At 57.2% G+C, this 15,057-nt stretch carries 15 protein-coding genes and 1 pseudogene; 3 read left to right on the forward strand and 13 right to left on the reverse strand.

Annotated elements, in window-relative coordinates; translation table 11 throughout:
* Position 1: 1 nt before the first annotated feature.
* The 13 genes and pseudogenes from CJF39_RS08205 to CJF39_RS08265 form a co-directional block, all read right to left on the reverse strand.
* Positions 2–997 carry a major capsid protein gene (locus tag CJF39_RS08205; protein WP_094992968.1) on the reverse strand — a complete coding sequence of 332 codons (996 nt, stop codon included), beginning with the start codon at positions 995–997 and terminating at the stop codon, positions 2–4.
* Positions 998–1,059: 62 nt separating this feature from the next.
* Positions 1,060–1,404: a head decoration protein gene (locus CJF39_RS08210; RefSeq protein ID WP_047275417.1), complete on the reverse strand. Its 345-nt coding sequence runs from the start codon at positions 1,402–1,404 to the stop codon at positions 1,060–1,062.
* Positions 1,401–2,516 (reverse strand): head maturation protease, ClpP-related, encoded by a 1,116-nt coding sequence (locus CJF39_RS08215; protein WP_094992969.1) that lies wholly within the window; start codon positions 2,514–2,516, stop codon positions 1,401–1,403. The genes CJF39_RS08210 and CJF39_RS08215 overlap by 4 nt, the downstream gene beginning before the upstream one ends.
* The gene (locus tag CJF39_RS08220; RefSeq protein WP_094992970.1) at positions 2,513–3,997 is read right to left on the reverse strand and encodes a phage portal protein; all 1,485 of its coding nucleotides are present in this window, start codon (positions 3,995–3,997) and stop codon (positions 2,513–2,515) included. The genes CJF39_RS08215 and CJF39_RS08220 overlap by 4 nt, the downstream gene beginning before the upstream one ends.
* Positions 3,997–4,203, reverse strand: coding sequence for a phage head-tail joining protein (locus CJF39_RS08225; protein WP_094992971.1), 207 nt, complete (start codon positions 4,201–4,203; stop codon positions 3,997–3,999). The genes CJF39_RS08220 and CJF39_RS08225 overlap by 1 nt, the downstream gene beginning before the upstream one ends.
* 2 nt (positions 4,204–4,205) lie before the next feature.
* Positions 4,206–6,224 (reverse strand): annotated as a pseudogene (locus tag CJF39_RS08230) (phage terminase large subunit family protein).
* Positions 6,225–6,227: 3 nt separating this feature from the next.
* Positions 6,228–6,836 carry a terminase small subunit gene (locus CJF39_RS08235; protein WP_094992972.1) on the reverse strand — a complete coding sequence of 203 codons (609 nt, stop codon included), beginning with the start codon at positions 6,834–6,836 and terminating at the stop codon, positions 6,228–6,230.
* Positions 6,837–6,996: 160 nt separating this feature from the next.
* On the reverse strand, positions 6,997–7,341 hold the full coding sequence (locus tag CJF39_RS08240; protein ID WP_094992973.1) for a phage holin family protein: 345 nt from the start codon (positions 7,339–7,341) through the stop codon (positions 6,997–6,999).
* Positions 7,342–7,863: 522 nt separating this feature from the next.
* A complete protein-coding gene (locus CJF39_RS08245) occupies positions 7,864–8,223 on the reverse strand; it encodes a hypothetical protein (protein WP_094992974.1) in 360 nt (119 codons plus the stop codon).
* Positions 8,216–10,432: a VapE domain-containing protein gene (locus CJF39_RS08250; RefSeq protein ID WP_094992975.1), complete on the reverse strand. Its 2,217-nt coding sequence runs from the start codon at positions 10,430–10,432 to the stop codon at positions 8,216–8,218. Before CJF39_RS08250 ends, CJF39_RS08245 begins: the two co-directional genes overlap by 8 nt.
* Entirely contained in the window at positions 10,422–10,640 is a 219-nt protein-coding gene (locus tag CJF39_RS08255) for a TraR/DksA family transcriptional regulator (protein ID WP_094992976.1), read from the reverse strand. The genes CJF39_RS08250 and CJF39_RS08255 overlap by 11 nt, the downstream gene beginning before the upstream one ends.
* Positions 10,633–11,151, reverse strand: coding sequence for a phage regulatory CII family protein (locus tag CJF39_RS08260; protein ID WP_170942656.1), 519 nt, complete (start codon positions 11,149–11,151; stop codon positions 10,633–10,635). Before CJF39_RS08260 ends, CJF39_RS08255 begins: the two co-directional genes overlap by 8 nt.
* 335 nt (positions 11,152–11,486) lie before the next feature.
* Positions 11,487–11,708 carry a hypothetical protein gene (locus tag CJF39_RS08265; RefSeq protein ID WP_094992978.1) on the reverse strand — a complete coding sequence of 74 codons (222 nt, stop codon included), beginning with the start codon at positions 11,706–11,708 and terminating at the stop codon, positions 11,487–11,489.
* Between the two features lie 100 nt (positions 11,709–11,808).
* On the opposite strand from CJF39_RS08265, the gene CJF39_RS08270 reads away from it, so the two are divergent.
* Genes CJF39_RS08270 through CJF39_RS22800 form a run of 3 tightly spaced genes read left to right on the forward strand, consistent with a single transcriptional unit; the run spans position 11,809 to position 14,987 of the window.
* Positions 11,809–12,456 carry a LexA family protein gene (locus CJF39_RS08270; protein ID WP_094992979.1) on the forward strand — a complete coding sequence of 216 codons (648 nt, stop codon included), beginning with the start codon at positions 11,809–11,811 and terminating at the stop codon, positions 12,454–12,456.
* Positions 12,457–12,479: 23 nt separating this feature from the next.
* Positions 12,480–14,129, forward strand: a complete 1,650-nt coding sequence (locus CJF39_RS08275) for an AAA family ATPase (protein WP_094992980.1) — start codon at positions 12,480–12,482, stop codon at positions 14,127–14,129.
* Positions 14,130–14,987: an HNH endonuclease signature motif containing protein gene (locus tag CJF39_RS22800; RefSeq protein ID WP_141232173.1), complete on the forward strand. Its 858-nt coding sequence runs from the start codon at positions 14,130–14,132 to the stop codon at positions 14,985–14,987. It abuts the gene before it with no gap.
* The last annotated feature ends 70 nt before the right edge of the window (positions 14,988–15,057 follow it).

The raw sequence follows: 15,057 nt of genomic DNA on the forward strand, positions 1-15,057 counted from the left end.
GCTACAACTCCAGCAGGATCTGCGCGCGCGGTCGGGTGCAGATGTGCAGCGGGTTGGACTGCGCTTCGCCGGCCATGCCTTTGTTGAACGGCATCGGTTCGATCTTGCTGTAGTACGGAATGCCCTGGGTGTTGACCGTTTCCATATAGTCGGCCGGGGCGAAGGCGGAGATGTACAGGTCGGGGACGCCTTCGGGTACGAGCAGGGCTTTGTCGTCATGGACGAACGCCACGCTTGCGATCTTGCCGCGATAGCGCTCCCAGACAATGCCGCCGAACTCGAAGCTCTCACGAGCATCACCGCGCAACGCTGCGGCTTGTGCCGAGCTCACGTAGGTCTCTTTGATTGCCTTGAGGCCCATCATTTTGTTCCAGAAGTGCTTGCCGCAGAACGCGCGGGCACCGGTGCTGGTGACACTGCCCAGCGCATCTTCTTGCAGGTCCAGGGCTTCACCGCACTTAACACGGAAGTCCGTCTCTGCAATGTTCAACCCCATCGACATACTTTGTCGTTCAACGCCGAAGCTTTTGTACAGATCGAGCAGCACCGTCTTGCCGTCTGCGTCGAGGATCTGACCATTCAAGGCGCCGGCTCGCTGGAATTCGTGGGTCACGTCCAGCTGACGACGCGCTTTGAGCAAGCGTGCATTGACCACGTCCTGAACCGCTTGCAACTCACTGCGGGTACCGAAGGCACGAATGCCCTGAATCTCGTCAGCCTTGATGGTGAAGCGCTCCGGCAGGTGCACGGTATTGAACGGGATCAGCGTGCGCTTGCTGGCACCGACGATCAGGCCCGAAGTGCCGCGCTCACCGGCCGGCACCAAGGCCAGGGTGTCGCCGTCTTTTTCGATCTGCACGGTCAGGGTGGTGATGCCCTCTTCCTGAAAAAGACCAAGGCTGCTCAAGCGGCCGGGCTGGTAGGGTTGTTCGTTGATGGCAGCGGTCAGCGACGAAACAGAAAACGCATCGTCTTCAAAGATGGCGATGTCGGCCATTGGGACTCTCCAGAAAGTAAAAACCCCGCTCGGTGGCGGGGTGCAATAAGGGGGCGGTTGGCTTAGCGCACGATCACAAAGTGCTCAGCCAAGGATTTTTCGCCTTCGGGATCGAGGCCGGTCAGGTGCGCTTCGCTGACTTCGGCGAGGCGCACCACTGCACGACCACGGCGCACAATGTCGGACTCGCCCAGCGGGCCATACAGAATAGCGACGGCGGTCTGGCTACCGTCTTCGGCGGTCGGCACGTACGGGGCAAATTCGCCCGAAGCAGTGACCAGCCCAAGGACTTGGCCGGGGTTCAATGCCGGGCCTGCGGCCACATTGATGGCTTCGCGGGAGATGTTGCCCGCGCCTTCCGAGAGCAGGAACTCACCCGCGTGCATCGGCTCATGTTTGATGGTCATGCTTTTACCCCTGTCTGGGCGGCGCGACGGGCCGCGTAGATCGCGTTGGTGTCAGGTTGTTTGGCCTGGGTTTTCGGCACCGGGTCGTCGTTGATCGGCAGGCTGTTGTCGATCTCAAACCCGCCGCCGCTGACCAGCTTGTCGAACAGACGACCGCGCACCGCTTCGGCGGTTAGACCGGAGGCTACGAACTGCTGAGTAAACTCGGGCAAGCGTGCCGCGACACACAGGTCGCGCACGGCCTTGGCGTTGCTGATCGCAGCGTTGACCGTAGCTTCGTCGGCCAACTTGGTGGTGTTGATGATGGGTTCGATCAGGTTGCTGATCCCAGCCGTGTTGCAGCTTTGGGTGATCAGCAAGGCCAATGCGGCCGAGTCAACAACGGGCAGCTTTTCCGTTTCTGGTTCTGGTTCTGGCGGTAGCTCTGGCGGCTCGTCCAACTGAGCCAGCAAGGCTTGCGGCGCATGCTGATAACGCTGCAACACACCGCCCTGTCCCAAACACGCTTTGACCTTAACGCCCTCACCCACTTCATCGGCCAGCCCCAGAGCCACCGCTTCGCTCGCGGTGAGCCAGGTCTCGGCATTAACCAGTCGACGCAGTTCGACTTCATCAATGTTCGGCGCCTTGGCCTTGTACGCCGCGATGATGGCTTCCATCGCCTGATCCAGCGCCGTGGCGACCTTGCGCAGATCCTCTGCATCGCCTGCCGCGTAGGTCCAAGGGTTGTGGATCATCAGCATGGCATTGGACGCGATCACCACCTTGTGTGCGCCGCACACCGCGACACTGGCCGCACTAGCTGCCAAGGCATCGACCCGGCCGGTGCAGCGCTCACCCAGCCGCGACAGGGCGTTGTGAATCGCCAAGCCATCAAAGAGGTCGCCGCCGATGCTGTTGAACGCCACCACAATCGGCGACACACCGTCATCGAGCGCCGCCAGATCGCGGACAAACTGGTTGGCGGTGATGCCCCAGGTGCCGATCTCGCCATAAACGTACACCTCGATGCTGCGGGCTTCGGCCTCGCCGCTGGCCTTGAGGCTGTACCAGTGTTTGTCCTGCGGCAGCGGTGGATCACCGGCCTTGTTGAAAATGCGTAGCCTGTTCATGGCGTCTCCTTGTCGGCCGGTTCGATGGGCAGGTCGACCAGTGTTTTGTAGTTGAGGCCCAGCTCGCGGGCGCGTTTTTGGTCGGCGGCGTTTTCTTCGTCGACGGTTTCGGCGTCGTAACCCTGACGCAGGACCATTTCGCTGCGGGAGTTGAACCCCGCGTTGACCTCCATCATTCGCGCCTGAATGTCTTGCACCGGCTGGATATAGGCCCAGCCTTGCGGCACCCAGCGGGTGCGCAGGTACTCGCGGCGCCGTTGGGCGTAGTCGACCAGTGTCAGGCGTCCGGCGAGCACAGCCATGTCCAGCCATGCGGCCCGCACCGGACGGCAAAGTTGGTGCACGTACACGCCGAATTGCAGTTGCTCCAGGCGACGGCGGAACTCGTTGAGTACTACCCGCAGCGCCCGGTCGTTAACCTCACGCATGTCGCCGGTGAGGATTTCGTAAGGCGTGCCGGTCCCGGCGGCTGCGGCCATCAGTTGTTGACGCATAAAGTCCGGGTAGTTGTTACCCGCGTCCGGCGGTTTGGAAAACTCCACCTCTTCGCCCGGCCCCAGTTCCTGCATGGTGCCGGGTTCCAGCGCGACCATCGGGGTGAAGCCGTCGCGGTCTTCGGTCAGCGGCAAGCCGGTGATCGGATCGCGCGGTTGCTGCGTGGCTTCGGGCGGTGGCCGCGAGATAAAACCGGCAAACAGGTTGGCCACTTCCTGACGAAACAGCACCGCGTCATCGTAGTTGTCGAGGCTGCGCAAGCGTTTGAGCACCGGGGCCAAACGCGGCACCCCGCGCAACTGGCCGGGCTCTACAGGTTCAAAGATGTGCAGCACTTGTTCCGCCGGAACGCGTACCAGCTGGTTGTAGCCGGCATTGAGCGACGAGGCATCGCGTGGGTGGACGCGGTACATGTGATAGGCCACGCGCTTGTGCGCCGGGTTGAACTCAATCCCGGCGCGGATGCTGTTGCCGTTTTTGCACGGCTCAAATTTGTCATGGGGCACAAACTCCGGGGCGAGTACCTGGAGCTGCAATGGCACTGCCAGATCCTCGTCCAGACCGCGTGGCCGTAAGCGTACAAAGCACTCACCGGCGGTTTCGACAGTGCGGGCAATCAGCGCCTGCTGGCCGTAGAAGTCGGTCAGGCCATCGGCGTCTGATTCGTCGACCCAGTCATCCCACAGGTCTTGCTGCAATTTTCGCAGGGCATCATCTTCGGTTTTGGGACGCGGGGTGATGCCTGTGCCGATCAGGTTGCTGACGCGTTTGTCGATGACGTTGAACGCGTACGGATCGTTGCGTACCGCCGAGCGTGAACGGGCGCGCAAGTTGCGCAAGGCCGGGGTGTTGAGGCTGTTGATGCCCACATCGGGCGCGTCCCAACTGGCCGAGCGCCTGCCCTCACCGGCCCCTTCGTAACTGGCTTTGATCCGCTCCGGCAACAGAAAGCCGTTGCGGGTCAGGGTTGGGTATTGGCGCGCCATTAGAGTCCCTTGCCTCCGTGGTAAAGCCGGACCACTTTTGAGCGCGGTCCGGCTGATGCGACCAACGAAGTGCGGATTTGATCGCGGGCCTTGAGCAACTCATCGACCGTGCGGTACTCCACGGTGCGATCCGCATAACGCACGGTTTTCTCGCCGCGCGCGATGGCCGACTCAACGGCGTCGAGGTGCTTTTGGGTAAAGGACATAGTCAGCGTCTCTTGAGGTAGCCGCTGCTGGAGCTGCGACGTTGTGGGGGTCGTGCGACCGGCTGCGGTGGCAGAGCCGGGGTGGCTGAGAGTGGAACTGATGCGACCACTTGTTGCACGGGCGACGCAGGAGCTGCGACCGGGGCGGTGAGGCGCTCGGCCTGTACCGATTTCTCATCGAATAAACCGGCCTGAGCCAGGGCTTGGCGGATGCGTTCCCAGTCGTGTTCCTTGTAGCGGTTCAGGCCCAGGTAATGCGCCATCGCCAAGTTGTACACCATCAAGTCGAGGGCTTCGTTGCGCTCGGCTTTGCCCTTCACCCACTCAATGCGCTTGTGACCGCGCACGTACCGCGCCACCTTGCGCTCGGCCACGCACTGGTCGAAGAACTCGTCCGGCAAGTCGTTGGCAAAGTGCAAGGCGCCCGGCCCGTCTTCAAACGGGTAACGGTTGTAGATCCAGTCCTTGGCGGTGTCGGTACCGACGAACCACAGCTCGGCGCCGTTGCGTTCGGTCTGGCCTTTCCAGGTCACGTCGACCATCGACGGGCGTTGTGCGATCACCGGTTTGCCCGGCTTGCTCGCGCCCTTGATGGCGAAGATGTTGCGCCACCGGCGCACTCGGCAGAACTGGTAGACCTCGTCGGTGTGGTGGCCACCGGAGTCCACAGCGGTGGCGAGAATGCCCAAGCCGACGCCGCATGGGTGCGGGTAGCGCACCTTTAGTTTTTCATCTAGCACAGCCCAGGTGCGCTCGTCTGCCGGATCGCCCCAGATGATCTGGAAGTCGATCACCCAGCGCTCCATGCCCACACCCCAGCCCATCACCATCAGTTCCAGACGGTTGGCTTGTACGTCGACCGAGGCGGTGAGCATCAGCACGCGGTGAACCATCGCGCCGAGGCCGTAGGGTTCAAGGCGGGCGCGGTCTCTCAATACCGTGGCTTTGGTTTGTTCCTGGGCGCTGTCCCAGACCTTGGCCAGACGGGTGTTGTAGAACACCTGCATGGGCTCCAGGTCGCCCCGGTTCTGCGCCTTCTTGGCCTTTTCAAACTGCTTGGCCAGCGACGGTCAGTCCATCCAACCCAGCGGGGAATACAGGGCGTTGAGGTGAAAGCCGATGGTTTCGCCGTCGCCCTGCGCGTGGGAGCGCCATTCGCCCCGGGCCAGCATCTGACCCTTGTGGTGTTCTTCGATCAGCACGTCGCAATCTGGCGCGGCACACTGGTAATGCACCACCCGGTAATCGGCCGAGTAGTGCAGGTTTTCCCATTCCAGCACCTGCATATGGCCGCAGTGCGGACACGGCACGTAGTAGTAACGCTGGTCGCTGGTCTCAAACAGGTCAGCGATACGCGACGCACCCTTGATCGTCGGCGAACTGGAGAAGTAGAACTTGGCGTTTCGGCCGAAGGTACTACCCCGGGTTTCGGCCAGCTCGATGGGGTCGCCCTCTTCGCCCACGTCCACGTCCCAGCGGTCGATCTCATCGCCGTAGATGTAGCGCGCCGACAGCTCGGCCAGGTTGGCCGCAGAACCGGCGGTGGTGACGTACAGCGAGCCGCCTTCAAACTCTTTGGTGTCCATCGTGTTGCGCGCATCACGCGAGCGGGTCGCGGCCACGCGCTCACGCAGTACCGGCGTGGCCTTGATGGTCTTGCCAATTCGCGACGACACCCGCTTGGCCAAGCTGAGGCTGGGCAGCAGGGTCAGGATGTTGGACGGCACCATGTGGATCAGGCCGCCAATCCAGTTCAGTGCGATCTGGGTTTTCATCAACTGCGAAGCCACCATCGTGACCACGCGTTTGCAGGGGTGCGCCGGTGACAGGCAGCGCATGGGCTCGCGTGCATACGGCGTGCGCGAGGTGCGGTACTGACCGGGCTCGGCGGCACCGGTGTCACGCGGGATACGCATGTACTCGTCGGCCCACTGGTCGACCCACAGCGAAGGGTCAGGCCGTAGCCCACGGAAATACGCCTCGCGGTACACCTCTGCACCGTTCGGGATTTCCGTGTGCATGGGTTAACTCTTGTGGTTGAGGGCGTGAACCAGGTCAGCCGACGACATGCGCTCGGCGTCTTCCAGCGAAGCGCGGATTGCAGCGGTAAGGCGGCGTTCGATTTCCCACGGGTCAGTCATGGCGGCCAACTCGGGGGCCAGTTGCGGTGGCATGCCCAGCAGTTGATCGCGCAGCAAACGCCCCGCATTGAACGCGCCTGTTTTTACTGCTTCCAGCTCGACCTGCGAGCCCTGCACCTTGTGGAATTCTGCCTCGGCCAATTGCGCCAGGTAGTACTCGCGATGGGCACGGGCCTTTTGGAAGTCAGGTTGCTTGCCAGCCGGGCCGATGGCGGGCTGCGGCGCAGCCATGCTCGGCGTGGATTCGACCAGCGGGGACAACTGGCTGGTCACGTCGCGCTGCACCCGATCCGCTTGATGCCGGGCCGCGACGGCGGCCTTGCTGGGGTCGGCCGTCTCGCGAATCAGCGCGATGGTGGCGTCGACGTTAACCAGCTTTTCGTCCGCCGACAGCACCAGTCGGTTGTTCTTTCGAAGCCAGGTGATGTAACTCGGCGCCTTGCCGATGTGAGCCGCAAAGGCGCTCTTCGACAGAAAGATGGGGTCTGTCACAAGCCCTCCTTTTCAACGGCTTTTCAATGCAAGCCTTTCAATTTCAATGGATTGAATTTCAATAAGCTGCCAGCCCAGCGGCTAACGATTTCCCGCGGGTTTCCTGCCCCGTACCCCCCGAAATTCCACAGGGTCCCCGGCATGTTTGGAGAGACGGGAATTATTCTGAGGAGTCAGAACGGGGCGGAATTTCACAAACACCCAGCCGTTTGGCGACCCAGCGTTCATAAAGGCCGATGGCGACATCCGCCCCGGCCATTGCCGTAAGGCAGCCCAGCGCCGAGGACGCCCAGAGCGAAACGCCGTTGACGTGCAGCAGCATCATCGTTGACAAGCCGCAAACCACACAGGCACCGGAGCGCAATACCAACCGCCGCACCAGTGACCAGCCTCGCGCCCCGTCCTTGTCCGCCCGCCACATCTCGCCGGACACCCCGCCGATCATGGAGAGGACGATCAGTAACCAGATCGGCATATCAGCTAACGCTTGTTGCTCTGTTGTCATCGCCTGCCCCATAAACGCAAAAACCCGGCGCAATGGCCGGGTTTAGTGGTGGGTGCCTGCCGCTCTCTGCGGTCGCACCTATCGAAGATGGCTACTTTTTACAGGTGGATTCTCATGGCAGCAAGCCGCTTTTAATGCCATCGGCGAATAAGTGGGTCAGGCGGGGAAACACCGGGTGAATGTCGGCGAATACATCACCCCGGCTTACGCTTTTGGGGGCTGTCTGCCCTGCCCCACTGTTCACATTCGAGGTGGGACAAGGGAGAGCGCCTAAATCAAAGGCTGTGCCCCACTGTCCTACTTCTTTTACCTTTTCCTCGTATAAAGGGAGATTTATAAAAACACGCGTGCGCGTGAAGCGCGCGTATAGATGCCCGCTGCGCTCACATGGGCGGGAGGCACTTTCAAGCGGGACGGTGGGACAGACCAGCAAAGACGTGGCCTGCGCCTGACCCACTGCCATAGAAAGCAGCGGGACAAGGCGGGCCAACAAGGCAAGACAGGCACGGAGCAAGGAAACGATCACGCAGCCACCTTCCCGAGCAACAGGTTAGCGATGCACTGGTGTGCCTCGTGAAGGCGACGGTAATAGGTCGGCGCACTGCATCCGCAATGCATCATCTTCTGCGACAAGAAGCTGTCGTGGTTGCAGTAGTGCTCATGGACCAACACCGACAACTGCGGCGGCAGGTGTTTGTTGACGATCAGCTCGATGTCAGCCGACTCATCGAGCAGCACCCGACTGCCACGCGTACCGCGTATCAGCTCGCCCTTGGTTTCCATCAGCATGGCAATCATGTTGCCGCTGCCCGTACCTTCGGGTGATTCGCTGTGCAGGTCTTCCGCCCAGAGCTTGAGCAAGGTGTCGATGCGCTTAATCAAAGCAAGGCTCCTCGATCTTTTGCACCTGCAAGGCTGAGTGACCGCCCCAGTTGTCCGGCTTCTTGTACGCCCAAGGCCGTTGTCCGCTCTTGGCCAACGCTGCCAGTCGCACGCGCCGCCATCCAAGCCGGTGCATGATCGCGCCGACGCGCATTTGCTCAGGCTTGCCCCAATGGCCGAAGTCGAGCTTCAGGGCGCTGGCCAACACTTCGCTGCCACTGGTGGTCTCGCCAATCTGAGACTCTTCCAGCCAGTTCAGAATCGGGCCTTCCCACTCATCCACCACAAAGCGCTCGTCCTGGGCTTCGGAGAACATGGCGGTTTCGTCGCGATTGACCCACCAGATCTCGTCAGCCTTGTAGCAAAACATAGCTTCAGCCCAGAGTTGGTCGCGCATGTCGCGCAGCAGATCCAGATCGACCTTGGTGCAGGCCACCGGCCAATAACGCCGGTTGCCCGTGGCGTCCTTGAGGTATTCGTCTTGGTTGGTCGTACCCACGAACACACACTGGCGTGGCACGTCATTTGTTCTGCGGCCGTAGCTCTCGCGGTAGGTGTCGGTGGATGCAGAGAAGAACTGTTTGGCCTTGGTGCTTTCGGCCTTGTTGAAGCTGTCCAGCTCGCCCAGCTCGATGATCCACTTGCCCCGGATCGCCTGAAAACCGTCCTTGTCGCCCAAGGCAAACGGCGTGTCCATAAACCAGTCACCGCCGAGGATACTCATGGCCGTCGACTTGCCTTCGCCCTGCCCGCCTTCAAGGATCATCACCGAGTCAGCCTTGCAGCCCGGACGCATCACCCGTGCAACCGCCGAGATCATCCAGCGCTTGCCGACCTTGGCGCTGTAGCCGCTTTGGGCTACACCCATGACTTTGTTCAGCCACGTATCGAGGCGCGGCACGCGGTCCCATTCCAGTTGGTTGAGGTAGTTGCGCACCGGGTGAAACGCATGGTCGTGAGCCACCACACTGACGGCCTCGATCACGCTGGAAGCTTTAACCCGCAGGTTGTATTGCTGGGCCAGCCACTTCATCACGCGAATGTCATCAATATCGCCCCAGTCGCCGGTGCCACCGCCATACGGCGGCGTGCGCAACTTGACGATCTTGGAGCTGAACGCGCTGAAAGCGATTACACCCGACCAGCGCTCATCGTTACCCAGGATCAGCTCGACGTTTTGCATGTGCGCGATCAATGAGCCGTTTTCAGTGCGGGCCAGTTGGTCTTTCCAGCCACCCGCTGCCGGCGGTTTGACCACCGCCAACACTTGACGGCGCACTGCGTCCAGCCCTTCGGAGCAGTGCAGGTCGTTGAAGTCAGTCCACTTGATCTCGCGCTCGCCTGAAAAGATCGGCCCGACCACTTGGCCACCGACGATCAACGCTGCGTTACTGCCCTTCTCTTCACCGGGGTTCCAAGGCTCGCCATTTGGGCGTTTGGTTTTCCAGTCATCATCGCGGCAGACAATCAACGCTCTGCCGGGGAAACGCTCGCGCATGGCCTTGGCCACGGCGCTGAGGTTGCCTGCATCAAAAGCAATGGCCACCGTTAACGAGGTGGCCATATTCAGGCTCGCGCCGGTGGCATAACCTTCACACACCAACACCGGCTCGCCCGGTTCAGGGTGCGGGCCGATTAGGTGATAGGCGCCTTCTTTGGACATGCCATGCGGCCAATAGGATTTGTCGCGGCCGGTGTCTTCTTGCTTTTCCGGGTAGATCACTTGCAGCCCAACGATCTGGTCGCGCGCGGTGGTCATGGGGATCAGCAATGCGCCGGTGCGCGGGGCATAACGCACACGGATACCGACGATCTGCTTCCGTTCCAGATAGGCGCTACGACCCTTTTCGGGCATGCGCTTAAACAAGCCCGAGGCACGATTAGCAGCCCGACGCGCCGCATTGGCGGCAACCTCTGCAGCCCGACGCTTGGCCTCTTCCTGACGAGCACGCATGACGTCGCGCTCTTCCTGACTCATGCGCCCGGCCTTGACCTTGATCTTATTGCTGTCGCCCGACCGCCAATCACCGAAGCTGCCGAAAATCAGTATTTCGTTTTTCTCGGTGCGGTGCTCATGGATCACGTACCAGCCGTTTTTCTCCTTGCCCTTATCCTGCGTGGTCTTGCATCGGGTCAGCTTGCCGTAAGTCAGCGGTTGCGCAGGCTCAAGGCCGTGGTCAGCGAATTGACCGAGAACGTCATCGAGCATAACGAGTACCTACTTGTTCATTCAGTTGTTGGCAGGCTGCACAGCGGGTGCAACTGGTGACGGCCAAGCGACGGGCCAAAGGGATAGTCGAATCGCAATCCACGCAAAACTCGAAAGACTCAAACACCGGCAACGCCTTACGCGCTGCCAGTGCTTGATCGATACGCTCCTGCACCAGGTCGTTGGCAAAATCAGCGATATCAGCCACGGTCGGCACCTCGCGTGGTCGAGTTGACGTAGCAAGCGCGGTTGAACATTCCCAGCAACCCCTGAATACCGCGAAACACCTGCAGGCGAATCTCGGCCAGCTCGCGGTCAGTCACTACGCCATCGCCAATGCTCTTGGCCCAGGTATCTGCCAGATCGGCGACCTGACGGAAATACACGGCAAGGCCGGTGGTCAGCGTCTCGGGCATATCGTCGGTATAAGCCTCGGCCAGCTCCTGCCAAATCGTGTCGCCCACTAACGCGTGCACCGCATCCAGGATGCGGCGGTCTTTGGTCAGCTCCAGAATCTCGGCGAACTCCTGAACATTCACCGTGTGGCTGGGATGGGTTGGCGAGAGTTTGTGCTGCAGCGTGGTGGGGTTGCGGCCGGTGGTGGCGGCAATGGCAGCAGCGCCGCCCGGGTAATCGCGGGCAGCATGATAAAGCGCCAAATCGAGCGGCAGAATTTCGCGTCGCGCTCGCTGGGTGCAACTCAGAGCAATACGGCTCATGGCATTAATCCTTGAATGTTGCCAGTGCCGCGCGGCGTGCAGTGGTGGTACATTTGCCGCGTGGCTTGAAGAGGCCCAAAAAGCCGGTCTAGATTCTCAAGATCAAAACCGGCACCGTGCCGAGGCGAACGATCCGTCGCTCACCTCTGGCGCAACAGCTGCCACCTCTGTGGTGGAGAAGGCAGCAACCCAAAGCTTCCGAGCTTTGGAAAGCGCGGTTAAAGAGAGGTGGTTTAGCATGTGGTGTGCCCGCCTACCTTTACCGCGACCCGGCGACACTGTGGTGGTGTGTGCTGGGAGGAACTGGGCGGCCTTATGGGTCGCCTTTTTTCTTTCTATGCCGCTTTGCTTTCCGTCACACCAAAGTGCTCAAGAACCTCAGCAAGCGATACACAGCCTTCGCTTTCTCGGGTCAGCGACCTGATCAGCGAAACGCTTGGATCTTTACTCGCGTACTTCACATGCAAGCGCAGGTAATTCACCGCGATGTTGCAACGGCCGGCGTAAGCCAGCAGAGCTTCTGAATCCAGGCTGTCGATGTAGTCACGCAATTTCATGTGGTGTACCTCCGGGAGGTGCTATTTAACCACAAAGGTTAACTTTTGCAACACCTATAAGGACATTCACCCCCTAGGTTAATCTGGGCACAATCACGGCATGAGAATTTCAGATACCCGACTGCACAATTTCCGCCACATCCTGGCCGAGAAAAAACTACGCCTGATCGACATTGCCGAGCTGCTAGGCAAAGCGCCTGCGCAAGTGAGCGCTTTCGGCGGGAAGAACCCAACCAAAGGGATTGGTGATCAAATTGCGCGCGAAATCGAACGAGCCTTAAGCCTGCCTAACGGATCGCTTGATGTGCCACATGGCTATGCGAACTTCGACAACGGCTCCGTTATTGGCTACACCGGCAGGAAACTACCTGTGATCGGATCAATTGCTGCTGGCTCGTGGTGCTCATCAGAAGAAAGTTTCGATCCTCGCGATGCTGAGGAATGGATCGAGGCACCCGGGCCTGTTGGGCCGCGTGCGTTCATTCTGCGTGTAGAAGGCATCAGCATGGAGCCGAAGTTCATGGAAGGTGACAAGGTCGTTATAGACCCGTCACTTGAGGCATTTGCGGGGCATTTTGTTGCCGCCAAACGCGCGAGCGATGAAGCCACTACGTTGAAACAATTGAGGCAGGAAGGCAGCGAGATGTATCTGTACGCGCTCAACCCTGATTGGCCAGAGCGCATTATTCGGATGAATGAAGAGTGGAGCGTTTGTGGAAGGGCTCGGTGGAAGATTTCAGACCTATAAAATAAGCGCTAGGATTTTTAAAAATGGACTTTCAAGTACTACCTCCGAGAACAGCTCCCAACTACGATAGCGAAGATTCATTCGCATTAATCCAAAACAACTGGAATGACTACAGCTTTGAGACACAATACAGTCTTGTTTACTTGGGCCCAGCAAGTAAAAGAGGCCACAATTTAATCGGCACTGTAAAGATACTTAAGCGTGGTCAAACAGAACTAGACACCCTCCAAATCACAGAAGACTTTAACGCTCTTGACGGTAATTTTATTTCTGTAGGCCAATCTCTCGATTATTATCAGCGTCTATCAGCGCTAACCGAAGACTTGCGAATTAAAGTTTTAGAATCGCTGAACGACTTTGTACACAACCCAAGCTTCGGAAATGAATTTCGGACCGAGCCAGGCTGGAAAACCTCTTTATTCAGAGATTTCTCAGAAAACGAAAGCTTCCTGCTAACTGCCACTTCATTACTGAACAAAACATTTGAAGGGCTTTTAGACTCTAACTTAAAGTTTACATTTCATGTTGCAGGCTGGGATCAAAGTATAAATTTTGACTATTCGCTGCCTGATTTTGTAAATAGAGTGAGCGGTATATCTCACCCTATACCGAACAGAATCATCTCTCTTATAGGAAGAAACGGCTGCGGAAAAAGCACTCTACTCGCACGCCTTGCGCGTATTGCCTACGCCACAACCAAAGATAGAAATAGTCTTAACTTTATAACTGCAGGCAAAATTACTCCTGAAGGAATTGGATTCCCTAGAATCATTACTGTTTCTTATAGTGCATTTGATAGCTTTCGGCTTCCCGGCATTAAGCCTGAGCAAGAAGGAGAACCCGATGAAAGACTACAAATAATAAAAGATCTTGAAGAAGGCGGAGGACGATTTATTTTTTGCGGACTCAGAGATATAGCTACCGAACTTAAAATCACAATCGAAAGCGAGTCAAATAACACTTTATCCCCTTTGATCTCCGACAAGGTCAAGACAACCCTATTAAAGCCTGTAGACCGCCTTGCTAAAGAATTCTATGACACCCTAACTATTGTCAAAAGGAATAGAGCTTCGCACATTTTAGACAGAGCATTAAATTGCATTTCTAGCGACGCTTCCTTCTCAAGTTTCAAACATATTCTCACAACACAAAAACTACTTGAAAACGATCCCATCAATCTATTTATTGACTGGAGCACTGGTCACAAAATAGTCATGCAGATCCTGACAAATTTAGCTGCCCACACCACTCAGTCGTCACTAATTTTAATAGATGAGCCAGAGACTCATCTTCACCCACCGTTACTTGCAGCATTAATGCATGCTGTCAGGATACTACTAAACATAAAAAAAGCTTTTGCCATTGTGGCAACACACTCTCCAGTTGTACTGCAAGAGTCTTTAAAAACTCATACCTTCATAATTAGGCGAGAAGGCAGTAAAACAACGATAGCACAACCCCCAAAGGAAACTTTTGGTGAAAACATTGGAACTCTCACTGGAGATGTTTTTGGCCTTGACTCAACAGTGACAGATTTCCATACGATACTGGATCGACTGATAGACGAATACAAAAGCGTCCAAACTATAGAGTATTTCTTCCAACCTAACGGTTTAAGCATGCAAGCCAGAGCTTATGTTATGAGTCAACTGGCGAGCAAGGGGTTGCTATAAATGTGGAGACTAAACACTCCTAATATAGAAATTACAGACCGCGAACTGTTAACCGCTCTAACTCTCGTAAACGGTAACCCTGTATACCCTATAAGCGACAACCAAAGACAACGCATTCGCGAGCTGTATCAAGAGTACGACAATAACTCTGGAAACCCCCATGACAACCTAAAAGGCGAGGATATTGTTTTAGATCTAAGACAAGCCATACACGACGCCTATGGCTCACAAGTGCAGATCAGAGGGCGACTAGAGGACTATAGAGATAAAATCAAGCTGAATGCAGAGTGCTGCCCATATTGCGGCTTCGGAGCTATTACTGATTTAGACCACCATCTACCACGGTCAACGTATAAAGCCCATGCAATTTATGCTAGAAACCTAATTCCAAGCTGCAGTGCCTGTAATAATCTTAAAAGGGCCAAAGCCGGAGATACGCCGGACACACAATTCTCTCATGTGTATTTTGGGCAAGTACCACAAGAAGTTTTTTTAGTTGCATCTGCCACAGCAAATATTAGCGGGCTCGTTGTAACCTACTCCATTCAAAAGACACCAAACCTAAATGATGATGAATTCCAAAGACTTAAATATCAATTTTCAGCGCTTAATCTGAATGATAGATATGTCAGTCAAGTAAATATTCACATCGGATCTTTGAGAACAAGCATAGAGCTAATGGCTGTACATGGTGAAAATGCGTTGCGCAGTTACCTTCAGCAATGCTATGAGCAATCGCGCCAAGACTTCGGAATGAATCACTGGAGATCCGCACTTTTAAAAGCTCTAACCGAATCTGATGAGTTCTGCCAGGGGGCATACCGGTTTTGCTTTGGAAGAAAAGACATGGCTGTGTAACCCAAAGGATTGACTACATAACCTTTAGGGTTAACAATCACCTCACTCTCCCACCACAGAGCGAGGCAAC

This window comes from Pseudomonas lundensis (assembly GCF_002269125.1).
Lineage (GTDB): Bacteria > Pseudomonadota > Gammaproteobacteria > Pseudomonadales > Pseudomonadaceae > Aquipseudomonas > Aquipseudomonas lundensis_A.

Bases quoted from the DNA above. Each gene is read 5' to 3' on its own strand.
- CJF39_RS08205 (WP_094992968.1), bottom strand. From the start codon at position 997: ATGGCCGACATCGCCATCTTTGAAGACGATGCGTTTTCTGTTTCGTCG.
- CJF39_RS08210 (WP_047275417.1), bottom strand. From the start codon at position 1,404: ATGACCATCAAACATGAGCCGATGCACGCGGGTGAGTTCCTGCTCTCG.
- CJF39_RS08215 (WP_094992969.1), bottom strand. From the start codon at position 2,516: ATGAACAGGCTACGCATTTTCAACAAGGCCGGTGATCCACCGCTGCCG.
- CJF39_RS08220 (WP_094992970.1), bottom strand. From the start codon at position 3,997: ATGGCGCGCCAATACCCAACCCTGACCCGCAACGGCTTTCTGTTGCCG.
- CJF39_RS08225 (WP_094992971.1), bottom strand. From the start codon at position 4,203: ATGTCCTTTACCCAAAAGCACCTCGACGCCGTTGAGTCGGCCATCGCG.
- CJF39_RS08240 (WP_094992973.1), bottom strand. From the start codon at position 7,341: ATGACAACAGAGCAACAAGCGTTAGCTGATATGCCGATCTGGTTACTG.
- CJF39_RS08250 (WP_094992975.1), bottom strand. From the start codon at position 10,432: ATGCTCGATGACGTTCTCGGTCAATTCGCTGACCACGGCCTTGAGCCT.
- CJF39_RS08260 (WP_170942656.1), bottom strand. From the start codon at position 11,151: ATGAGCCGTATTGCTCTGAGTTGCACCCAGCGAGCGCGACGCGAAATT.
- CJF39_RS08265 (WP_094992978.1), bottom strand. From the start codon at position 11,708: ATGAAATTGCGTGACTACATCGACAGCCTGGATTCAGAAGCTCTGCTG.
- CJF39_RS08270 (WP_094992979.1), top strand. From the start codon at position 11,809: ATGAGAATTTCAGATACCCGACTGCACAATTTCCGCCACATCCTGGCC.
- CJF39_RS08275 (WP_094992980.1), top strand. From the start codon at position 12,480: ATGGACTTTCAAGTACTACCTCCGAGAACAGCTCCCAACTACGATAGC.
- CJF39_RS22800 (WP_141232173.1), top strand. From the start codon at position 14,130: ATGTGGAGACTAAACACTCCTAATATAGAAATTACAGACCGCGAACTG.